At 62.5% G+C, this 21,094-nt stretch carries 20 protein-coding genes; 8 read left to right on the plus strand and 12 right to left on the minus strand.

Annotated features, from left to right (window positions below):
- Positions 1-818: 818 nt before the first annotated feature.
- Complete coding sequence (locus AAFX91_RS10825) at positions 819-3,026, plus strand: transglycosylase SLT domain-containing protein (RefSeq protein WP_394566437.1); 2,208 nt, start codon at positions 819-821, stop codon at positions 3,024-3,026.
- Positions 3,027-3,290: 264 nt separating this feature from the next.
- On the opposite strand, the gene AAFX91_RS10830 is transcribed toward AAFX91_RS10825, so the two are convergent.
- The 10 genes from AAFX91_RS10830 to adh all read right to left on the minus strand — a co-directional run bounded on the left by AAFX91_RS10830 (position 3,291) and on the right by adh (position 13,632).
- Positions 3,291-4,259, minus strand: coding sequence for a tripartite tricarboxylate transporter substrate binding protein BugD (locus tag AAFX91_RS10830; RefSeq protein ID WP_130579139.1), 969 nt, complete (start codon positions 4,257-4,259; stop codon positions 3,291-3,293).
- Positions 4,260-4,351: 92 nt separating this feature from the next.
- Positions 4,352-5,593, minus strand: coding sequence for a threonine synthase (locus AAFX91_RS10835; protein ID WP_394566438.1), 1,242 nt, complete (start codon positions 5,591-5,593; stop codon positions 4,352-4,354).
- An 18-nt stretch (positions 5,594-5,611) separates the two neighbouring features.
- The gene (gene lpdA, locus AAFX91_RS10840) at positions 5,612-7,033 is read right to left on the minus strand and encodes a dihydrolipoyl dehydrogenase (protein ID WP_130579135.1); all 1,422 of its coding nucleotides are present in this window, start codon (positions 7,031-7,033) and stop codon (positions 5,612-5,614) included.
- Positions 7,033-7,218 (minus strand): hypothetical protein, encoded by a 186-nt coding sequence (locus tag AAFX91_RS10845; protein ID WP_028167551.1) that lies wholly within the window; start codon positions 7,216-7,218, stop codon positions 7,033-7,035. The genes lpdA and AAFX91_RS10845 overlap by 1 nt, the downstream gene beginning before the upstream one ends.
- A gap of 3 nt (positions 7,219-7,221) precedes the next feature.
- Complete coding sequence (locus AAFX91_RS10850; protein WP_394566439.1) at positions 7,222-8,592, minus strand: pyruvate dehydrogenase complex dihydrolipoamide acetyltransferase; 1,371 nt, start codon at positions 8,590-8,592, stop codon at positions 7,222-7,224.
- A gap of 95 nt (positions 8,593-8,687) precedes the next feature.
- The gene (locus AAFX91_RS10855) at positions 8,688-9,140 is read right to left on the minus strand and encodes a nucleoside deaminase (protein ID WP_130581730.1); all 453 of its coding nucleotides are present in this window, start codon (positions 9,138-9,140) and stop codon (positions 8,688-8,690) included.
- A 2-nt stretch (positions 9,141-9,142) separates the two neighbouring features.
- Positions 9,143-9,448: a DUF5076 domain-containing protein gene (locus AAFX91_RS10860; protein WP_282527076.1), complete on the minus strand. Its 306-nt coding sequence runs from the start codon at positions 9,446-9,448 to the stop codon at positions 9,143-9,145.
- A gap of 3 nt (positions 9,449-9,451) precedes the next feature.
- A complete protein-coding gene (locus tag AAFX91_RS10865; protein ID WP_130581732.1) occupies positions 9,452-10,852 on the minus strand; it encodes a pyruvate dehydrogenase complex E1 component subunit beta in 1,401 nt (466 codons plus the stop codon).
- 37 nt (positions 10,853-10,889) lie between these two features.
- Entirely contained in the window at positions 10,890-11,912 is a 1,023-nt protein-coding gene (gene pdhA / locus AAFX91_RS10870) for a pyruvate dehydrogenase (acetyl-transferring) E1 component subunit alpha (protein ID WP_130581733.1), read from the minus strand.
- Positions 11,913-12,114: 202 nt separating this feature from the next.
- Positions 12,115-13,632 carry an aldehyde dehydrogenase gene (gene adh / locus AAFX91_RS10875; protein ID WP_394566440.1) on the minus strand — a complete coding sequence of 506 codons (1,518 nt, stop codon included), beginning with the start codon at positions 13,630-13,632 and terminating at the stop codon, positions 12,115-12,117.
- A gap of 319 nt (positions 13,633-13,951) precedes the next feature.
- Between adh and AAFX91_RS10880 the strand changes: the two genes are divergently transcribed.
- The 6 genes from AAFX91_RS10880 (at position 13,952) to AAFX91_RS10905 (ending at position 18,760) form a co-directional block, all read left to right on the plus strand.
- The gene (locus tag AAFX91_RS10880; protein WP_282527073.1) at positions 13,952-14,542 is read left to right on the plus strand and encodes a helix-turn-helix domain-containing protein; all 591 of its coding nucleotides are present in this window, start codon (positions 13,952-13,954) and stop codon (positions 14,540-14,542) included.
- Between the two features lie 323 nt (positions 14,543-14,865).
- Positions 14,866-16,170 (plus strand): MFS transporter, encoded by a 1,305-nt coding sequence (locus AAFX91_RS10885; RefSeq protein ID WP_282527072.1) that lies wholly within the window; start codon positions 14,866-14,868, stop codon positions 16,168-16,170.
- A gap of 14 nt (positions 16,171-16,184) precedes the next feature.
- A complete protein-coding gene (locus AAFX91_RS10890; RefSeq protein WP_130581737.1) occupies positions 16,185-16,805 on the plus strand; it encodes a DJ-1/PfpI family protein in 621 nt (206 codons plus the stop codon).
- 39 nt (positions 16,806-16,844) lie between these two features.
- Complete coding sequence (locus tag AAFX91_RS10895; protein WP_394566441.1) at positions 16,845-17,234, plus strand: RidA family protein; 390 nt, start codon at positions 16,845-16,847, stop codon at positions 17,232-17,234.
- Positions 17,235-17,273: 39 nt separating this feature from the next.
- Positions 17,274-17,822 (plus strand): MOSC domain-containing protein, encoded by a 549-nt coding sequence (locus AAFX91_RS10900; protein ID WP_207234584.1) that lies wholly within the window; start codon positions 17,274-17,276, stop codon positions 17,820-17,822.
- Positions 17,819-18,760, plus strand: a complete 942-nt coding sequence (locus AAFX91_RS10905; protein WP_394566442.1) for a PDR/VanB family oxidoreductase — start codon at positions 17,819-17,821, stop codon at positions 18,758-18,760. Before AAFX91_RS10900 ends, AAFX91_RS10905 begins: the two co-directional genes overlap by 4 nt.
- A 165-nt stretch (positions 18,761-18,925) precedes the next feature.
- Here AAFX91_RS10905 and AAFX91_RS10910 read toward each other — a convergent pair whose 3' ends face one another.
- On the minus strand, positions 18,926-19,324 hold the full coding sequence (locus AAFX91_RS10910) for a VOC family protein (RefSeq protein WP_282527069.1): 399 nt from the start codon (positions 19,322-19,324) through the stop codon (positions 18,926-18,928).
- Positions 19,321-19,629 (minus strand): ArsR/SmtB family transcription factor, encoded by a 309-nt coding sequence (locus AAFX91_RS10915; RefSeq protein WP_394566443.1) that lies wholly within the window; start codon positions 19,627-19,629, stop codon positions 19,321-19,323. The genes AAFX91_RS10910 and AAFX91_RS10915 overlap by 4 nt, the downstream gene beginning before the upstream one ends.
- 770 nt (positions 19,630-20,399) lie before the next feature.
- On the opposite strand from AAFX91_RS10915, the gene AAFX91_RS10920 reads away from it, so the two are divergent.
- Positions 20,400-21,062, plus strand: coding sequence for a hypothetical protein (locus AAFX91_RS10920; protein ID WP_394566444.1), 663 nt, complete (start codon positions 20,400-20,402; stop codon positions 21,060-21,062).
- Positions 21,063-21,094: the final 32 nt, after the last annotated feature.

Raw genomic sequence — 21,094 nt, forward strand, 5'->3', positions numbered from 1 at the left:
TACGAAGCATCATTTCATGCAGGGGTGTGGCCAAAAAGCGGCGCATGCAACACCCGGCTGATCAAACGGTTAAATCTTAGAGAACTGTTGCCTCATCGCAATAAACGTTGCCCCGCAGCAACCATTTGGACGGGTTCCTGGCGCCTAGCAGGCGTTTTTTGGGCACGCGACTGGCATCACAGGAGAAGCAATTCTGGCCACGTAGTGGGTTTGGCTTCGCCCGACTCATCCGGCGATTCTCGCTCTGTGGTCGCTGCCAAAGCGAGGTCCCATAACGACCAGAGGTTGACGTGATGCTAGCAAGCGGCCACCCGCTCGGCGCATCACCAGCGCCTGTAGTTATGGATCCTGGTCAAGCCAGGGACAGTTCTCCCCTCTCCGCTGTCATCGTCCGCGAAGGCGGACGATCCAGTATTCGACAGCAGGCAGTGCTTGCGTTCGGACGCCGCCGGTTACTGGATGCCCGCCTTCGCGGGCATGACGCTGGAGGAGGAGGCGAGTTCCCCTTCTCGCGAGGCGATGCGCCCGAGGTTACACCTCGCTTCACCTCTCTTTGGCCAAGATTGTCGGCTGAGTTCGCGCCGCTCGCGTCTGTTCGGTGGGAAGCATCACACGACGACGCGATCATTGGCAGATGCGAAGTTCCATCTCGATCAGTCCGCAATTCAACCGCGGTTAGAGTTCCATTCACGTCAGCGTTTTTTGCGCTCTGTGGCTTGAGCGCGACAGTTGCGAATCGACGCTGTGATAACCTTAGGTCACTCAAGCCGCACGGTTTGCGACTTGGTTTGTCTAATGGTTCGCAGGGGGACCATGGAATGAACCAGTGCTTACGTTCGCTGTCTTGTCTCCTCACCGTGGCTGTGCTCGCGCTATTCTCGACGGATGCGACGGCACGCTCGAGCCACAAGCAAGCGCACATCAAGAAGACGAACGACGCGAAGGCGACGAAGGGGCGCAACCAGCGTGATGCCTCAGTCGGAAAACGCGGACGTGGCAAGCACGCCGATGCGCGCCGCAAGTCGAAGAAATCGAAAGACGCATCCGCGAAGGAAGCTCCTGCGCCGACGCCGGCACTGTCAGGCGATCTCGCACTGGTCAAAGACGGGATCGATCTGGCGCGCAAGGCGAAGACGGAAGAGGCGACCGCCACCAGAGACAAGATCACCGACCCGGCGGGCCAGAAGCTGGTCGAATGGTACATCCTGCGCCACACGGAGACGACGGCGAATTTCAGCCGCTATGTGGCGTTCATGGCCGCCAATCCGGATTGGCCGAGCATGGCGCTATTGCGCCGCAAGGCCGAGGGGCGGCTGTGGCAGGAGCGCAGCGACGCGGTCACGGTTCATCGCTTCACCCGCGATCGGCCCACCAGCGCCAAGGGCAAATTCGCGCTGGCGCGGGTGCTCCTGACCGAAGGCGACCGCGATGGAGCTGCGCGTCTGGTGGGCGACGCCTGGCGCTCGGATGAATTGTCGGATCGGCTGGAAGGCGACGCGTATGAGCTGTTCGGCGATCTCCTCACCCGCGAGGATCACCGCGCGCGCATGGACAAGCGGATCGGCGCCAAGGATCTTGCCGGCGCCAAGCGCGCGGCGCAACGGCTTGGCAGCGACGAGCTTGCGATCGTGAAGGCCTGCGGCGCGGTGGCCGCGAAATCGAGCAAGGCGCTCGACCAGCTCAACGATGTCGCGACTGAGGCCCGCAAGGATCTCGGCTACACGCTTTGCCGCCTGCAGTGGCTGCTCGGCGAGAACCGGGTTGATGACGCAGCGGACCTGGTGCTATCAGCCGCGCCCGAGACCATGGCGCTGCAGGACACCGATCAATGGTGGCGCGAGCGGCGCTCGCTGGCGCGCAAGCTGCTCGATCAGGGCAAGTTCCAGACCGCATACCAGGTTGTCGCCGCCGCCGCGCTGCCGGCCAACGAATATTACCGTGCTGATTTCCACTCCACGTGCGGCTGGATCGCCTTGCGCTATCTCGACGATCCCGTGACGGCGGCGACGCATTTCGCGCGCATCGACGAAGGCGCGGCAAATCCGATCGTGCTGGCGCGCGCCAACTACTGGCGCGGCCGCGCCGCCGAAGCGCTCGGAGAAAAGGACGCGATGCGCGCCAGCTTTGAGGCTGCCGCGCGCTACCCGACCGCCTATTACGGACAGCTCGCGCGCGCCAAGCTCGGCCTTGATGCGATCGAGCTGCGGGCGCCCTCGCCTGCTGCTGCCGCCGACGATACGGCTGCCGTAGACGAGCGCGTGCACGCCGCCGATATGCTCTACCAGATCGGCGAACGCGACGTGGTGCTGTATTTCGCCGCCGATCTCGGCGAGCAGAGCACGGATGTCCCCATGCTCAACGCGCTCGGCGAGCTCACCGCCCGCCGCAACGATGCGGCCACCATGCTGCAGCTCGGCAAGCTGGCGCTGGGGCGCGGCCTTGCACTCGATCAATACGCCTTCCCGACCATCGGGATCCCCCAACATACCCAGGTCGCGCCCGAGATCGAGCGCAGCATGATCTATTCGGTGGCGCGCACCGAGAGCGCGTTCGATCAGCGCGACAAGTCGCCGGCCAATGCCGTCGGCCTGATGCAGGTGACGCCGGAAGCCGGCCGCGACACCGCCAAGCGCTTCGGCGTGACCTATGACTGGGACCGGATGGTTTCCGATCCCGTCTACAACACCCAGATGGGCGCCGCCGAGCTCAGCGCGCTGCTCGCAGATTACAAGGGCTGTAACATCATGACGTTCGCCGGCTACAACGCCGGCCGCGGCCGGGTCCGCGACTGGGTGAAGGCCTATGGCGACCCGCGCGATCCGAACGTGGATCCGGTCGATTGGGTCGAGCGCATTCCGATCTCCGAGACGCGCAACTATGTGCAGCGCGTGATGGAGAACTTGCTGGTCTACCGCGAGCGCTTTAACAGCAGCACGGCGGTGGCAACAAAGACCGATCAACGCGTGGTTACGCAGGAGACGAACGCCGCGGCACCGGCGACCGCGGCTGCAGGCGCTGCGCAGTGATTTCCGTTGCGGCTCGCGCTCTGCCAGACCTTCATGGTGAGGAGCGCGCAGCGCGTCTCGAACCATGAGGCCCCTATCTGGCCCGCGGCGGCCCATCCTTCGAGACGCCTGCTTCGCAGGTTCCTCAGGATGAGGATCTCACGTGCGGCAGCGCGCGAGCTTCGTAGCCCGGGTGGAGCGTCAGCGTAACCCGGGGCCGCTCGTACACGTTGATGGAGGTGTCCCGGGTTGCGCCTCGCTTCACCCGGGCTACTCGCTACGATTTCAATCCACCTTCACGTCGGCGGCTTTGATCATCGGCCACCATTTTGCGATCTCGGCCTTCTGCCAGGCGCCGAGGGCTTCGGGCGCGAGCTGGTTCTTCGGCGGCATGCGCAGGCCGAGGTTTTCGAGCTGCTTCACGACCGCGGAATCGTTCAGCGCCTCCACCGCCGCGGCATTCAGCTTGGCGACGATCTCCTTCGGCGTACCCTTGGGTACCCAGAGGCCGGACCACAGCGTCATGTGGAAGCCCGGCAGGCCGGCTTCATCGGTGGTTGGGACCTCGGCCGCGGAGTCGACGCGCTTGTCGTCGGTCACGGCATAGGCGCGGATGGTGCCGCCGCGGACCTGGTTGATCGAGTTGGAGGTCTGATCGATCATGATGTCGATCTGTCCCGCGACAAGGTCGTTCAACGCCGGCGCTGTCCCGCGATAGGGCACATATTGCAATTTGATGCCGGCGACGTTCTCGAAATAGAGCCCGGCGATGTGGCTGCCGGAGCCGGCGCCCGCAGTGCCCGCGGTCGGCGGCGACGGGCGCGACTTCAGCCAGGCCAACAATTCGCTCAGCGATTTGGCGGGGATCGCATTCTTGCTGACGATGATCATCGGGTTGCTCGGCAGCAGCACCACGGGATCGAGATCGGCGACGAGGTCATAGCCGAGCTTGTAGACGGCGCCGTTGGCGACATGCGTGCCGAGATGGCCGAAAGAGATGGTGTAGCCGTCCGCCGGCGAGCGCACCGCGCGGCCGACGCCGATCGAGCCGCCCGCCCCCGTCACGTTCTCGATCAGGAGGGTCTCACCGAGCGAGGCCTTCATCCGCTCGGCGAGGATACGCGCCATCGCATCCGACGGCCCGCCAGCCGAGAACGGCACGATGACGGTGATCGGATGCGAAGGATAGTTTTGGGCGACGGCGGTGCCGCCGAACAAGAGAACTGCCAGCATCGCCAGAACTATTCTTCGCATCGCTCCCTCCCCTGTAAAGAAAGCCGTGCTCGGCTTGTTCTTATTTGGACATGGTCAACTCAACAGAACGGCCCCCGCTTTTTTCTAATTCCTTAGAATTGCGCGAAGTCGATCGGCTTGAAACGATCGAGCGTGCGCGTGACCGGCGGCAGCGGATATTTAAGGCCTGTCGCGCAATTGAACAGCATCACGCGATCGTTTTTCGTGACGCGTCCGTCGGCGAGGCTTTGCTTGTAGGCGGCGTAAGTGGCCGCGCCCTCGGGGCAAAGCAACAGCCCCTCCTCGCGCGCGACTTCGCTCAGCGCAGCAGAAATCTTCTCGTCATCGACCGCAATTGCGAAACCTTTGCTCTCGCGGACCGCGCGCAGGATCAGAAAATCTCCGATCGCCTGTGGCACGCGGATGCCGGAGGCGATGGTGTGCGCGTCTTCCCAGCGTGTCGCATGCTCGGTGCCTGCTTCAAAAGCACGCACCATCGGCGCGCAGCCGGAAGCCTGCACCGCGACCATGCGCGGGCGCTTGCTGCCGATGAAGCCGATCGCCTCCAGTTCGGCAAAGGCCTTCCACATGCCGATCAGGCCGGTGCCGCCGCCGGTCGGATAGAAGATCACGTCGGGCACGTCCCAGCCGAGTTGTTCGGCGAGTTCGAGCCCCATCGTCTTCTTGCCCTCGATCCGGTACGGCTCCTTCAGGGTCGACGTGTCGAACCAACCGACCTTGGCCTTGCCCTCGCCGACGATCTTGCCGCAATCGTCGATCAGGCCGTTGACGCGATAGACGGTCGCGCCCTGCAGCTCGATCTCGCTGACATTCACCTCCGGCGTGTCGGCCGGGCAGAAGATCGTGGTCTTGATGCCGCAAGCGGTAGCGTAAGCGGCGAGCGCAGCACCGGCATTGCCGTTGGTCGGCATCGCCATGTGCTTGATGCCGAGCGCCTTGCCCATCGACACCGCCATGACAAGCCCGCGCGCCTTGAACGAGCCGGTCGGCAGCCGCCCCTCGTCCTTCACGATGATCTCGCCGCCGCCGAGCTTGGCGCCGAGCTTCGACAGCCGGATCAGCGGCGTCGTCACCTCGCCGAGGCTGACGATGTCCTTGCACTGGCGCACCGGCAACAATTCGCGATAGCGCCACATCTCGGCGGGACGCTCCTTCAGCGCATCCTTGCTCAGCGCCTTCTTCACGCCCGCAAGGTCGTAGCGCACCAGAAGCGGCTTGCCGGCCTTGGAGAGGTTGTGCACCTGGTCGGCGGGATAGTGATCCCCCTCCATCGCGCATTCGAGATGGGTGACGAAGGTCGGGCGTTCGATGGTGAGGTTGTCGTTGTCTTTCACGATTCGCCGTCCCTTCCGTTACATGTTGAGGACGCGCCCATAGGCGTCCAGCACCGCTTCCTTCATCATCTCCGACAGCGTCGGATGCGGGAAGATGGTGTGCATCAGCTCTTCCTCTGTCGTCTCGAGGTTCATCGCGATCACATAGCCCTGGATCAGCTCGGTGACCTCCGCGCCGACCATGTGGGCGCCGAGAAGCTGGCCGGTCTTCTTGTCGAAGATCACCTTGACCATGCCCTGGTCCTCGCCGAGCGCGATCGCCTTGCCGTTGCCGACGAAGGGGAAGCGGCCGACACGAATGTCGCGTCCGGCTTCCTTGGCCTTGGCCTCGGTCATGCCGACGGACGCCACCTGCGGATAGCAATAGGTGCAGCCGGGGATCATGTTCCTGTCCATCGGGTGCGGATGCAGGCCCTTGATCGCCTCGACGCAGATGATGCCCTCATGCTCGGCCTTGTGCGCGAGCATCGGAGGACCGGCGACGTCGCCGATCGCATAGATGCCGGGGACGTTGGTCCGGCAATAACCGTCGATGGCGATGATGCCGCGCTCGGCCTTCACGCCGAGCTTCTCCAGCCCGATGCCTTCGACATTGCCGACCACGCCGACGGCCGAGATCACGCGGTCGAACTCGATGGTCTGCGGCTTGCCCTTGCCGTCGTCGATGGTCGCGACCACGCTGTCGCTCTTCTTGTCGAGCTTTGTCACCTTGGTGTTGGTGAAGATCTTGATGCCCTGCTTCTCGAACGCCTTGTGCGCGAATTTCGCGATTTCGGTGTCCTCTACGGGCAAGATCTGCGGCAGCACTTCGACGACCGTCACCTCCGCGCCGAGGGTGCGATAGAACGAGGCAAACTCGATGCCGATCGCGCCGGAGCCGATCACCAAGAGCGATTTCGGCATCTTGTCCGGCACCATCGCCTCGAAATAGGTCCAGACCAGCTTCTTGTCGGGCTCGAGTCCCGGCAGCACGCGCGGCCGCGCGCCGGTCGCGATGATGATGTGTTTTGCCTGGTAGGTCCCCTCACCGAGCGCGCCCTTCGGCGCCTCGACGGAAGACTTCTTGACCGTCAGCTTGCCGGGCGCATCGATCGTCGCTTCACCCCAGATCGTCGTGATCTTGTTCTTGCGGAACAGGAAGCCGACGCCATCGTTCAGCCGCTTCACCACGTTGCGCGAACGCTGCACCACCGCCTTCGGATCGAACGAGATGTTCTCCGCCGACAGCCCGTAGTCCTTGGCGTGCTGCATCAGATGATAGACTTCCGCCGAGCGCAGCAGCGCCTTGGTCGGGATGCAGCCCCAATTGTTGCAGATGCCGCCGAGATAGGCCTTTTCCACCACCGCAGTCTTGAAGCCGAGCTGCGCCGCGCGGATCGCGGTGACATAGCCGCCGGGGCCGGCGCCGATGATGATAACGTCGAAGGAAGTGTCAGCCATCACAAATCCGATCTAGCCAGAGCAACCAGGAATCCGGTCCATCCAAGCGCAAGCAGCCCGGCGCCGCCCAGCATGATCCGGAACTGGGTCGTCGATGCCAGATCACGCGCGCGGACGATCAGCGCAGCAATCGCCAGCGCTATTGCAAGAACATAGGGACCATAGAGCAATGCGTTAGACGTCACGCATCACACCATCATCATGACGGGGTTTTCGATGAGCTGCTTGAAGGCGCCGATCAGCTCGGCGCCGAGCGCGCCGTCGATCGCGCGATGGTCGCAGGACAGCGTCACGCTCATGATGCTGGCGATCTCGATCTTGCCATTGCGCACCACCGGCCGTTCCTCGCTGGTGCCGACGGCGAGGATCGTCGCATGCGGCGGGTTGATCACGGCGGTGAAGTGGTTGATGCCGTACATGCCGAGGTTGGAAATGGCGGTGGTGCCGCCCTGATACTCTTCCGGCTTCAGCTTGCGCGCACGGGCGCGGGCGGCAAAATCCTTCATCTCGCTCGATATGACCGACAGCGTCTTGGTTTCCGCTTTCCGGATGATCGGCGTGATCAGGCCGCCCGGCATCGCCACCGCCACGCCGATGTCGGAATGCTTGTGCTTGACCATGCCGCCTTCGGTCCAGCTCACATTGCAGTTCGGGATCTTCTGCAGCGCGACCGCCATCGCCTTGATGACGAAGTCATTCACCGAGAGCTTGTAGAGCGGCTTCTTATCGGCATCCTTCGGGGCGGCGGCGTTGATCTCCTCGCGGGCGGCGAGCAGCTTGCCGATGTCGCAGTCGATCGTCAGATAGAAATGCGGGATCTGCTGGATCGACGCGGTCAGGCGCTGCGCGATGGTGCGGCGCATGCCGTCATGCGGCACGATCTCATAAGAACCCGGCTCGAACAGCGCGAGGATCTGCTGATCCGACATTGACGGCGCGATCGACGGCGTCGTGCTGGGCGCGGCCGGCGGCGCCTTCAGGCCCTTGCCGGATTTCGCCTCCTCGACGTCGCGCGCGATGATGCGGCCGTGCGGCCCGGTGCCGTTGATGCGCCCGAGCTCAATGCCGGCTCCCTTGGCAAGACGGCGCGCCAGCGGCGACGAGAAGATGCGGGCGTGGCCGTTGCCCTGGGGCACCGGTGCTGCGGTTTGCGGCGCGGGTGCCGGGGCTGCAGCAGGCGCTGCAGCTTTCGGTGCCGGCGCCGGTTGGGCGGGGGCCGGCGCAGGCGCCGGTGCTGGAGCGGGCCTTGCGGCAGGCGCCTCAGCGGCTTTCGGCGGTGCAGCGCCTGCGCCGCTCGCTGCCGCCTTCACGTCCTCGCCGTCGCCGGCCAGCACCGCGATCACGTCGTTGACCGGGACGTCCTGCGTACCCTCAGGCACCAGGATTTTGGCGATGGTGCCCTCGTCGACCGCCTCGACTTCCATCGTCGCCTTGTCGGTCTCGATCTCCGCGATCACATCGCCGGACTTGACCTTGTCGCCCTCCTTCTTGAGCCATTTGGCCAGATTGCCCTTCTCCATGGTAGGCGACAGCGCGGGCATCAGGATGTTGATGGGCATGGTGACCTCACAAAGCTAACTTTTGCATGGCGGCTTCCGTCGCGTGAGGAAACCTGCCGGAATCGTGTGGGCGGATCGGTGTGGGCGGAAGAGCCTCAATTGCCGATATCGCCCTGCCAGGTGCGCTCGTTGGCGGGATCCGAGCGCCAGTTCTTCATCATGTCGATCGACCTCGTGTCGGCAAGATCGATGAAGGGAATGCCGAACTGCGTCAGGATGTCCTTGCTGCCCGGGAACGTCACGGACTCCCCGATCACCAGGAGCTTCAGCTTGAACAATCCGATCGCGCCGGCGCACATCGAGCACGGCGACAGCGTCGTGTACATGACCGTATCATGGAACGAGGTCAGGCCGGCGTCGCGCAGGCACGACATCTCGCCGTGCAGGATGACGTTCTTCTCCTGCATCCGCCGGTTATGGCCGCGCGCGATGATCTTGTCGTCGCGCGTCAGCACCGCGCCGATCGGCAAACCGCCCTCGGAGATCCCGATCTCCGCCTCGCGGATCGCCTCCGCCATGAAGTCGTAGTGGTATTGCTCGACGGTCACGATCAATGCCCCTGTTTCGATCGCGGCGTGGTGCTGCCCGGATCGGTCGGCCGCGCGACCTCAGCCTGGAACATGTCGATAATGCGGGCGAGCGCCTCTTCCTCGGTGTACTCGCTCTCGCGTGCATAGGCGCGTGCGGCATGGCGCGCGATGTCGACCAGCATCAGGCCCCACGTATCCGGCTCCTCGAAGGCGCGCTGGAACGCGATGGAAAGCCCGCCGTCGACGACAAAGGCGCGCAGCACCTCGATCGCGTCGTCGCGACCCATCACGTCAGGCGGTAATGGCTGTTCCTGCGGCCCTACCATGCGTCACCGGTAACAAACGGCCTTGGCGGCTTCCACCACCTCGGCGACCGAAGGCAAAGCCATCTTCTCCAGATTGGCCGCGTAGGGCATCGGCACGTCCTTGCCGGATACGCGCGTAACGGGCGCATCCAGATAATCGAAGGCATGCTCCATGATACGGGCGGCAACCTCGGCGCCGACGCCGCTCTGCTGCCAGCCCTCCTCGACCGTCACCGCGCGGCCAGTCTTCTTCACGGACTCGACGATGGTCTCGGTGTCCATCGGGCGCAGCGTGCGCAGGTCGACCACTTCGGCCTCGATACCTTCCTTGGCCAGCTCATCGGCCGCCTTCAGCGAATAGGTCATGCCGTTGGACCAGGAGATGATGGTGACGTGCTGGCCTTTGCGCGCCACGCGCGCCTTGCCGATCGGCACGATATAGTCGTCGAGCTTCGGCACCTCGCCGGAATGGCCGTACAGCACCTCGTTCTCGAGGAAGATCACCGGATTGGGATCGCGGATCGCGGATTTCAAGAGGCCCTTGTAGTCGGCGGCCGAGAACGGCGCGATCACCTTCAGCCCTGGGATGTGCGAGTACCAGGACGAATAATCCTGGCTGTGCTGGGCCGCGACGCGGGCGGCGGCGCCGTTCGGCCCGCGGAACACGATCGAGCAGCCCATCTGGCCGCCGGACATATAGAGCGTCTTGGCCGCCGAGTTGATGAGCTGGTCCATCGCCTGCATGGCGAAATTGAAGGTCATGAACTCGACGATCGGCTTGAGGCCCGCCATCGCCGCGCCGATGCCGATGCCGGCAAAGCCATGCTCAGTGATCGGCGTATCGATCACGCGCCTCGCGCCGAACTCCTGCAACAGCCCCTGGCTCACCTTGTAGGCGCCCTGATATTCGGCGACCTCTTCGCCCATCAGGAAGACATCCGGATCGCGCCGCATCTCCTCCGCCATCGCGTCACGGAGCGCTTCGCGGATGGTCTGCGTGATCATCTCGGTGCCGGCGGGCACCTCGGGCTCAGGCTCGCTGACGGCCTTCGGTGCGGCCGGCACTTTCTCTTCTGCCTTGGGCGCAGGTGCTTCGGCCTTGGCCTGTGCGGGAGGCGCGGACTCGGCAGCCTTCTCCTGCTTCGCGGGGCTTACGGCCTTGGCGAGATCGGCAGCACTCTCGCCGTCGGCCAGGATGGTTGCGATCGGCGTGTTGACGGCGACGTCGGCGGTGCCTTCCGGGATCAGGATCTGGCCGAGCGTGCCCTCATCGGTGGCCTCGACCTCCATGGTGGCTTTGTCGGTCTCGATCTCGGCGATGACGTCACCCGACTTGATCGGCTCGCCTTCCTTCTTCAGCCACTTGGCGAGGTTGCCTTTCTCCATCGTGGGAGACAGCGCAGGCATGAGAACTTGAATGGGCATATCGGCTCCCGGATACTCTTTCGTATTCAGTCTGCGCTTAGCGGTAGACGTCGGTGTAGAGCTCGGACGGATCGGGCTCGGGATCGTGCTGCGCGAAGTCGGCGGCGGCATTGACGATATCGCGCACCTCGGCGTCGATTGACTTCAAGTCCTGCTCGCTGACATTGGCGGCGAGCAGGCGGTTGCGGACCTGCTCGATCGGGTCATGGTCATGGCGGACCTTCTCCACCTCCTCACGCGTCCGATACTTCGCCGGATCGGACATAGAGTGGCCGCGATAGCGGTAGGTCTGCATCTCCAGGATATAGGGGCCCTTGCCGGCGCGGCACCAAGCGACCGCCTCGTCGCCTGCCGCCTTCACCGCGCGCACGTCCATGCCGTCGACCTGCCGGCCCGGAATGTTGAAGGAGGCGCCGCGCTTGGAGAAATCGGTTTGCGCCGAGGAGCGCGCCACCGAGGTGCCCATGGCATAGCGATTGTTCTCGATGATGTAGACCACCGGCAGCTTCCACAGCTCGGCCATGTTGAAGCTTTCATAGACCTGGCCCTGGTTGGCGGCGCCGTCGCCGAAATAGGCAAGGCTCACGAAATCGTTTTCACGGTAGCGGTTGGCGAAGGCGAGCCCGGTGCCGAGCGAGACCTGCGCACCAACGATGCCGTGGCCGCCGTAGAAGTGCTCGGCCACGCTGAACATGTGCATGGAGCCGCCCTTGCCCTTGGAATAGCCGCCGCGGCGTCCGGTCAGCTCGGCCATCACGCCCTTGGCTTCCATGCCGCAGGCCAGCATGTGTCCATGGTCCCGGTAGCCGGTTATGACCTGGTCGCCCTTCTTCAGGGTCATCTGCATGCCGACGACGACGGCTTCCTGCCCGATATAGAGATGGCAGAAGCCGCCGATCGCGCCCATGCCGTAGAGCTGGCCGGCCTTCTCCTCGAAGCGCCGAATCAGGAGCATGTCGCGCAGTGCCTTGAGTTCCTGCTCCTTGGTGAATTCCGGCGGGGAGCTGTCCCCCTTCTCCTGCCCTGCTTCCTTTGTGACGCTTTTCTTGGGTGCGGCCATGGCATTTCCGGATGAGAGGGGTGATTTGGCCCTCTCTATCCCAACTCAAACGGCCGGGGAAGGATTGCGTGATGTCGCACGGCAATTGCTATGCCGCAGTGCAGCGGAGATCAAAATATTACTATCGATTGATGCGTTTGTTCGGAATTTCATTGCGTGACAACGGCGCGGGCAGACGCCGCGCCGTCATCACGCCCCCGTATCAGAAGAAGCCGAGCTTCTTGGGGCTGTAGCTGACCAGGAGATTCTTCGTCTGCTGGTAGTGGTCGAGCATCATCTTGTGGGTCTCGCGGCCGATGCCCGACTGCTTGTAGCCGCCGAACGCCGCATGCGCCGGATAGGCGTGGTAGCAGTTGGTCCAGACGCGGCCGGCCTGGATCGCCCGCCCAAATCGGTAGCAGCGATTGGCATCGCGGCTCCAGACGCCGGCGCCAAGGCCGTAGAGCGTGTCGTTGGCAATGGCGAGCGCCTCCTCATCGGTCTTGAACGTGGTCACCGACACAACCGGGCCAAATATCTCCTCCTGGAAGATCCGCATCCGGTTGTTGCCCTCGAACACGGTGGGCTGGACATAGAAGCCGCCTTCGAGATCGCCACCCAGCATAGCGCGGGCACCGCCGGTCAGGAGCTTGGCGCCTTCCTTCTGGCCGATGTCGATGTAGGAGAGAATTTTTTCCAACTGCTCGTTCGAGGCCTGGGCGCCGATCATGGTGGCGGGATTGCGCGGGTCGCCCTGCTCGATCGCTGCGACGCGCTTCAGCGCCTTCTCCATGAAGCGCTCATAGATCTGTTCCTGCACCAACGCCCGGCTCGGACAGGTGCAGACTTCGCCCTGGTTCAGCGCGAACATCACAAAGCCCTCGATCGCCTTGTCGAGGAAATCGTCGTCTTCCGCCGCCACGTCCTTGAAGAAGATGTTCGGCGACTTGCCGCCGAGCTCGAGCGTGACCGGGATCAGGTTCTGGCTGGCGTATTGCATGATCAGCCGTCCCGTCGTGGTTTCACCCGTGAAGGCGATCTTGGCGATCCGCGGGCTCGACGCCAGCGGCTTGCCAGCCTCGAGCCCGAAGCCGTTGACGATGTTGAGGACGCCTGATGGCAGCAGGTCGGCAATGAGCTCGATCCACACCATGATCGAGGCCGGGGTCTGCTCGGCGGGCTTCAGCACCACGCAATTGCCGGCGGCAAGCGCGGGCGCCAGTTTCCAGCACGCCATCAGAAGCGGAAAGTTCCACGGGATGATCTGGCCGACAACGCCAAGCGGCTCATGAAAGTGATAGGCCACCGTGTCGTGGTCGATCTCGGCGAGACTCCCCTCCTGCCCGCGCACGACGCCGGCGAAATAGCGGAAATGATCGATCGCGAGCGGCACGTCGGCGGCGCGGGTCTCGCGGATCGGCTTGCCATTGTCCCAGGTCTCGGCGATCGCGAGCCGCTCCAGGTTCTCCTCCATGCGGTCGGCGATCCGGTTGAGGATGTTGGCTCGTTCCGCGACGCTGGTCCGCCCCCACGCGTCCTTGGCGGCATGTGCGGCATCGAGCGCGAGCTCGATGTCCTGCGCATCCGAGCGCGCGATCTTGCAGACCACCTTGCCGGTCACCGGCGAGGCGTTGTCGAAATATTTACCCGAGCGCGGCGCGACCCATTTGCCGCCGATGAAATTATCGTAGCGCTCGGCAAAGGGATTCGTCGACGTCGTGAGGAATTCAGGCTTGTTCATGCTTCACTCCCGCTGTTGTTTGATTGCTGACCGCCGCCGGCTCATGCCGCGCGATGGCAGGAAAAACATGTCGGGCGGAAGCAAGGATGTCAGCGGGGTGGCATCAGAACACGACGCCAACCTGTCGCAGATTTGCGACACTCAGAACGCGGGGACCGACGCGTTTCATTCTGGAGGACGATAGGGCTGCGTGAGCTTCCAGAAACTTCTCTCGAAGCGCAGATAAACCGCGAGGACAGCGAGTGCCGCCATCCAACCTCCAGATTGCCCTTACCATTCTGAATCCGTAAGAGTAGTGCTCATCAAAAGGATTACCGGTTTGAGCACTTTAGATCCCAGTGACAGTTCTCAGCTTTCGGTTCTCGCCGAAGAGATTCGTCATTTCCGGAAGAAGAACAACTTCTCGCTCGAACAGCTCGCCGAGGCGTCCGGTGTCAGCCGCTCCATGATCTCCAAGATCGAGCGCTGCGAGACGGTTCCCTCCACGGTGATCCTGTCCAAGCTGGCGGAAGCTCTGGGCGTCACGTTCTCCCAACTGATGGCGCCCGCGGTCGAACGCGAGATCGTTTATATCCCGGCCGCCCGCCAGCCGATCCTGAGGGACGAGGAATCCGGCTTCCTGCGGCGGTGTATTTCTCCGGTGCTTCCCGGGCGCGGGATCGACTGGGTGCTCAACACGCTGCCGCCGGAAGCGGAAACCGGAACCTTCGTGGCCCATCGCCGGGGCGTGGAGGAGTACATCTTCGTGCTGCGCGGACGGATGCGGGTCTCGATCGGCGATCAGCGCGTCAATCTCAATCAGGGGGATTCCCTTTATTTCCAGGCGGATGCCGACCATTCGTTCCTCAATCTCGGCAAGACGCCATGCGAGTATTTCCTCGTGATCGACACCGCGAAGGTACGATCGTGATCCACTGAAGTGGAAACTAATCTCCTATCCGCGTCGTGATCCGCCGTGACCGATGCCGCGGCCAAAGCTGCTTTTTCAGTCACTTCGGTCAATTGATGGGCGTCGGCGCGCCGTCGCAGGCGCCTTGCCGTACTCGCATGCAGCGCCGAATTTGCGGGCTTTTTTGGCGCCAGCAGCTTCCAAATTCATCAAAGCATTCGAGCTTGCGAAAAAGCTCAGCGTTTTCGGCGGAGGAATTCCGGCACACCGCTTGCATCCACTACTTTAGAAAAATCTCTCATAAACGGGAACTGTGTTCCCCGGGGTTTTTTGAGGAGTTGGAAATGAGCATTGCTGCGACCATATCTGACGCCCGAACGGCTGGCTCCAAGATGCGATCGATCGTGATTGCGAGCAGCGTCGGCACCATCATTGAGTGGTATGACTTCCTGATCTATGCGACCGCTGCGGCGCTCGTGTTTAATAAGACGTTCTTTCCGACCATTGATCCGCTGACGGGAACGCTTGCCGCGCTCGGCACTTACGCCGTCGGCTTTGTGGCCCGCCCGCTAGGCGGCGCGCTGTTCGGGCACTTCGGCGACCGGATGGGGCGCAAGTCGATGCTCGTGCTCACGATGTTCATCATGGGCCTCAGCACGTTCTGCATCGGGTTACTGCCGAACTACGCCTCCATCGGTGTGCTCGCCCCCATCCTCCTGATCCTGCTGCGCATCATTCAAGGCATCGGCCTTGGCGGTGAGTGGGGCGGCGCCTCGCTGATGGTCATCGAGCATTCGCCCGCCGACAAGCGCGGCTTCTACGGCAGCTTCGTGCAGATCGGTTTTCCCATCGGCCTGGTGCTGGCGACGCTGGTGTTTGCGCTGGCGACGAAGCTTCCCGAGGCCGACTTCCAGGCGTGGGGCTGGCGCATTCCGTTCCTGGCCAGCGTCCTTCTGCTCGCGCTCGGTACGTTCATCCGCTCGCGGGTTCCGGAGACACCGGTCTTCGAGAAGATGAAGGCCACCGACTCGTTCTCGAAGAATCCGTTCGGCGAGGCTCTCGGCAAAAACTTCAGGACGTTCCTCATCGCCGTCGGCCTGAAGCTGTCCGAAGTGTCCTGGGTCTATATGCTCACGGTGTTCGTGGTCGTGTACGCCACAACGACACTGGCGCTGCCCAAGCAGATGATGCTCGATGCGGTGATGTATGCCGCATTGTTCGAGCTGATCACGCTGCCTCTGTTCGGCTGGCTGTCGGACAAGATCGGTCGCCGCGTGTTCTTCATCCTGGGCGCACTGTTCACCATCGCTTTCGCGTTTCCCCTGTTCTGGATGCTGGAAACCAAGAGCGTCGCCACGGTGACGCTGGCCATCATCATCGCCATGAATTTCGGGCACGGCATGATGTTCGGACTGGAATCCACCTACTTTCCCGAACTGTTCGGGCCGCGGGTTCGCTACAGCGGCGCTTCGTTCGGATTTCAGGCGGCGGCCGCCATCGGCGGCGGATTCTCGCCGATCATCGCTACGGCGCTGGTCGGTTACTTCGGCGGCACCGCGGGCGTCTCGGTGATGATGATCGGCATCGCCATCCTGACGCTGTGGGCGGCCTTTGCCGCGCGGGAAACCAAGGATGACACTATCGGCTGAAGCGGAAAAGCTCCATGCTGTTTGGAATCTTCATCTACGACGGCGTCGAGCCGATTGATCTCGCAACCTTCGGCGTGCTGTCCATGGCACGCCGGATCGTTCCTCGCATCCGCATCTGCACCATCGCGCCGAAGGCGGGTATCGTCCGCCTGTCCAATGGTCTCGACGTCATCGCGCAGTTCGGCATCGACGATGCGCCGGTGTGCGATGTCGTCATCGTGACCGGCGGTCCGGGATGGGAGCAGCAGGCCGTGTCGGAGACAACCCTGGACTACATCCGGCGCGTCCATGCCTCGACGCAGGTGGCCTCCGTCTGTACGGGCGGCATGATCCTCGCGGCCAGCGGCGTGCTCGACGGCATCGCCGCCACCACGAAACGCGCGATCGCGCCACCGGAGGTATCACCGCTCGGGCGGATGCGCAGCACGTATCCGCAGATCGATGCGCAGGAGGCTCCCATCGTCGACAGCGGTGCGGTGGTGACGGGCGGAGGCGTGTCGCTCTGCATCGACACCACGCTGCACATCATCCAGCGCATGCTGGGTGAAGCCGTCGCCAGCGAAACCGCGCGCATCATCGAGTATCAGCGCGCACGCAAAGCCAACATGAACCGCGAGGAATTTCTCGCGGGATAGACCTCGACTCGAACGTCAGAAAAAGAAAGCGAAGACCACATGACTACCAAATTCCTCGTCAGCACCGACAAGGCCGCGCCCGCGGCCGGTCCGTATTCGCAGGCCGTGCGGACCGACCAACTCGTGTTTGCGTCCGGGCAGCTTCCGATCGATCCTGCAAGCGGGACGATTCCGGAGGGCATCGAACAGCAGACACGCCAGTCGCTGGCCAATTTGTCCGCGGTGCTGGAAGCAGGCGGCGCTTCCTTCGAGAGCGTCGTCAAGACCACGGTGTTCCTGAAGAACATGGACGACTTCGCCGTGATGAACGGGATCTACGCCGAGTTCCTCAGCTATGCGCCGCCGGCGCGTTCGACCATCGAGGTCGCGCGGCTACCGAAGGATGCGTTAGTGGAAGTCGAAGCCATTGCGCTACGCACCAAAGGATAAGCCATGAACATGCGTTCGCCAGGGCGGCCGCCGCCGAAGATGATCGAGGCGTTCGCGCATCCCGCAGGTTCGGTCGCCGTCACCAAAGACGGCGGCGCCACGCAGTGGCGCGGCGTCCTGCTGCACATCCACATCGCGCCAAGCGCCAGCTACGAGATGGAGGAGCTTGCCGAGGCGGAATGCGTGGCGGGACGGGGGATCGTTGGCGACCGTTACTATAACGGTCTCGGCACCTATTCGCCGAAGCCTGATGTACGCGAGCTCACGCTGATCGAGCAGGAAGCGCTGGATGCTATCTCCCGCAACGATCCTCCCTTGCAGCAGGCGCCGATCACGCTGGAGCCGCGCGACCACCGCCGCAATCTGACAGTGAAGGGCGTGCCGCTGAACCATCTCGTCGGGCGGCGTTTTCGCGTCGGCGACGTGATCCTGCGCGGCGGGCGGCTGAACTTTCCGTGCAAGTACCTGGAAGAGCTTTTGGGTCTGCCGGTCTTCCTCCCGCTCTACAATCGCTCCGGACTGAACTGTGGCATCGAGCGTGGCGGCATCATCCACCCAGGCGACAAGATCGAGTTGTTAAGCCCATGACAGCACGTTTGATCATGAAGCTGCGTGTTGAGAATCTGAGCTTCTCGACACCGGACGTTGTTCACCTGAAGCTCGTTCATCCCCTGCGGCCGGCTCTGCCTGAATGGAGCGCGGGTGCCCATGTCGACATGCGCCTGCCCGACGGGCGCGTGCGGCGATACTCCTTGTGTGGCGATCCAGCCGACACCGCGCGCTACGAGATCGCCATCAAACGGGAGGCGAACGGCCGTGGCGGCTCGGTGTGGGCGCACCAGACACTGAGAGAGGGCTGCGAAGTCCACATCTCCGCGCCGCGCAACAATCTTCCTCTAACGTCGGACGGCGAACGCTATGTCCTGATTGCGGGCGGGATCGGCATCACGCCGTTGCTGGCGATGGCGCGCAGCCTGAAGCAGTGGGGCAAGGCATTTACGCTCCACTATTGTGCGAGGTCGCCGTCCGAGGCGCCGCTGCTCGCTGAACTGGTGCAGGTCTGCGGCGATGATCTGCAATGCTGGTTCTCCAAACACGGCGAACGGTTCGATCCGGCAGTGATCGGTCCACACAGTCCCAGCACCCACGTCTACATCTGTGGGCCGCAACGGCTGCTTGATGCTGTGCAGTCGTCGCTGTCGGAATGGTCCGAGGAGCAGATTCACTGCGAACATTTTCAGATGACGGTGGATGAGAACTTCAAGCCCGAGCCGTTCGAGGCCACCGTGGCGTCCACCGGGCAGCGGATTCTGGTGCCTGCGGATAAGTCGTTGCTCGATGTGCTGCGCGAGCATGATTTCCCGCTGCCGTCGTCCTGCGAGATGGGCGTCTGCGGCTCCTGCGAATGTGGCTATCGCGACGGCATTGTCCTGCATCGCGACAAGGTGTTGCCGACGTCGAAGCGGCAGGACCGGCTGATGCTATGCGTCTCGCGCGCTCGGGTGAGTGTAACATTGGAGCTGTAGTGAAGGTTCCTTCACGCGCACCAAAGGAGGCGGCTTCATCGCAGCATCGGAACCTTCCCTTTGCAAGGTCGCCTCCTGTTTCAGAATCGATATGACATGCGGCTAGGCTTCGCCGCTTCTGACCCGTAGCCGATATGTGCGGCCGCGCCGTTGACGTTGCCGCCCTCACCTTCCTTCGAGCATTTCGACGAGCTGAACGAGATTGCCGCATGTGTCGTCAAAGACAGCCATTCTGACGGGGCCAGCATCCATCGGCTGTACCGTGAATTCGACACCGAGGTCGCGCAATCTCTCGAACTCTTTTTCGAGATCATCCACTTTGAAGGACGCTGCAGGAATCCCATCGTTCACAAGCGCAGATTTGTATGGCCCAACGGCGGGGTGCTCACTCGGCTCAAGCAGGAGCTCCGTTCCTTCCGGTGCCTCCTTCGACACAACAGTCAGCCAGCGATGATCGCCGCCAAGCGGGATATCGTGCTTCACGATGAAACCCAGCTTCTCCGTGTAGAAATCCAGGGCTTTGGCCTGATCGTCAACGAAGACGCTCATGACATAGATCCTCATGTTCCACTCCCTTTTTTCAGATGCTTGTTGAGCCAGGCGTCGGCGGCTTTCCGCAGAGGCGCAGTGTCGAGAGTATGCATCTTGGTGCGCCCGCTCCAATGCGTCTGGACAAGCCCAGCCCTCTCCAGCATGTCGAGGTGCTGCGAGATCGTTTGTCGCGACAGGCTTCTGCCATCCTCTGCGACCGACGAAGCGCAGATCTCAAACAAGGACTGCGCGGGACGCTTCGCCAAGCGATCAAGGATGCGGCGACGCACGGGATCGCCGAGCGCCTTGAAGACATTGTCGAGCTGGTCGTCGTCCACCCGGATCAAAATGCAGTAATTTTACTGCATGTCAAGTTGCGCGCCGCAAGGGAACAGCGACCATATGTCTCTGAGTGATGCGATGACGCGCGCAGCCTGACCGTATCGTTCGACCAAGAGTTCTGTCAGGCAAGCGACTACTGCTGCGCGACAAGTTGTCCTCGCGGAAATGGCTACCCTATGGTTGAAATTTGAGCTAAGCTATACGGATTGTCGCAGGGCAAAATTGCAGGACGCGAAGACAAAATTCGATTGTACCCAGAACATCAGCAAGGGCGATCCGCGGGACGATTTACCAGTCCGGGCTCGACCTCGCCGATCTCGGCCAATACCGCGGCTGCGATCGCGCAATTCGATAGGCATCTGTAGTCGATCAGTCTGTCGTCGAAGAGGACGATCCCATTGCTGCGCCTGGACGCGCTGGAATGGGCCGATTTGTAGAGAAGCGTGCTGAAATACGCCGATTGAGTCACACCATGCTTGCAGCGTGAACCAGCACACACACCGGCGACGGATCACGTTGTAAAATACACGCGCCGTTTTTTCTGCGTACGGCTGCGTACTGCATGGATAACAGTTCGGTTCATGCCGGTGTGCGCCTCAAAGGCCGAAGACGCAATCGCTTGCAAAATAGCTATTGGGTGACACGGGAGTGAAATAGACGGTCAAGGAAAGGACTACTGATCGTCTATCAGATGAAACAGTTTATTTGGCCCGACACTCACGCATGATCGGGCCTTACCAGTTGATTTGTGCCGGGGAGTCGTTTTGTGGACAACACGACGAAGCCGACCCTGCATGACACCCTGAAGCCTGATGTGGCGTCTCGCTCTGAAAGCCACAAGGTACAGGGCGATCTGGCTGCATCGGCCAACTACTTTGTTGTGGATCCGGTTTTTTTGGCCACTGCCTCAGTGCAGCCGTACCAACGGGCGCACCACGATCCGATCTTTCGGCCGCTTAGAATCTACACACTCGATCCAACGGCAAGTCGCCTGGATGGCGCAGTGGCTACGATAAACGTCCCATTCGAACAATTGAGCTCGGGTCCAGTGGGCAGCATCCTGGAAGTGGTCGATTGGGACCAAACGACCGGGCAGTCCAACGAGCCGGTGGACTTGGACAATCCTCGCATCCTGATGGAGAGCGGACGAGTCCCCTCGCCGTCCGACCCCATGTTCCGGCAACAAATGGTCTACGCCGTCTGTGCGTCCACCTACTATGCCTTCCGGCGGGCGCTTGGCCGCGATCCGTGCTGGGGCTTCCGTGCCAAGCCCGGCCAAGCTTATCCAAAGCTCAGGATTCGACCGCAGGCGTTCTGCGACCGCAACGCCTACTACGATCCGTCAGCAGGTGAACTCAAGTTCGGATACTTCAGTGCCGATGGTTGCATGTTTCGCGGGATCGTGAGCACGGATTTCAGGGGATCGTGAGCAGAGATTTCAGACGATCGTGAGCACGGATT

It is taken from the genome of Bradyrhizobium sp. 31Argb (assembly GCF_043638955.1).
In the GTDB taxonomy this organism is placed as follows: Bacteria; Pseudomonadota; Alphaproteobacteria; order Rhizobiales; family Xanthobacteraceae; genus Bradyrhizobium.

What these genes read in the sequence shown, in the direction of transcription:
- AAFX91_RS10890 (WP_130581737.1), top strand. Translation starts at nt 16,185, where the DNA reads ATGCTGTTTGGAATCTTCATCTACGACGGCGTCGAGCCGATTGATCTC.
- AAFX91_RS10830 (WP_130579139.1), bottom strand. Translation starts at nt 4,259, where the DNA reads ATGCGAAGAATAGTTCTGGCGATGCTGGCAGTTCTCTTGTTCGGCGGC.
- AAFX91_RS10850 (WP_394566439.1), bottom strand. Translation starts at nt 8,592, where the DNA reads ATGCCCATCAACATCCTGATGCCCGCGCTGTCGCCTACCATGGAGAAG.
- pdhA (WP_130581733.1), bottom strand. Translation starts at nt 11,912, where the DNA reads ATGGCCGCACCCAAGAAAAGCGTCACAAAGGAAGCAGGGCAGGAGAAG.
- AAFX91_RS10885 (WP_282527072.1), top strand. Translation starts at nt 14,866, where the DNA reads ATGAGCATTGCTGCGACCATATCTGACGCCCGAACGGCTGGCTCCAAG.
- adh (WP_394566440.1), bottom strand. Translation starts at nt 13,632, where the DNA reads ATGAACAAGCCTGAATTCCTCACGACGTCGACGAATCCCTTTGCCGAG.
- AAFX91_RS10865 (WP_130581732.1), bottom strand. Translation starts at nt 10,852, where the DNA reads ATGCCCATTCAAGTTCTCATGCCTGCGCTGTCTCCCACGATGGAGAAA.
- AAFX91_RS10910 (WP_282527069.1), bottom strand. Translation starts at nt 19,324, where the DNA reads ATGAGGATCTATGTCATGAGCGTCTTCGTTGACGATCAGGCCAAAGCC.
- lpdA (WP_130579135.1), bottom strand. Translation starts at nt 7,033, where the DNA reads ATGGCTGACACTTCCTTCGACGTTATCATCATCGGCGCCGGCCCCGGC.
- AAFX91_RS10860 (WP_282527076.1), bottom strand. Translation starts at nt 9,448, where the DNA reads ATGGTAGGGCCGCAGGAACAGCCATTACCGCCTGACGTGATGGGTCGC.
- AAFX91_RS10825 (WP_394566437.1), top strand. Translation starts at nt 819, where the DNA reads ATGAACCAGTGCTTACGTTCGCTGTCTTGTCTCCTCACCGTGGCTGTG.
- AAFX91_RS10900 (WP_207234584.1), top strand. Translation starts at nt 17,274, where the DNA reads ATGATCGAGGCGTTCGCGCATCCCGCAGGTTCGGTCGCCGTCACCAAA.
- AAFX91_RS10895 (WP_394566441.1), top strand. Translation starts at nt 16,845, where the DNA reads ATGACTACCAAATTCCTCGTCAGCACCGACAAGGCCGCGCCCGCGGCC.
- AAFX91_RS10905 (WP_394566442.1), top strand. Translation starts at nt 17,819, where the DNA reads ATGACAGCACGTTTGATCATGAAGCTGCGTGTTGAGAATCTGAGCTTC.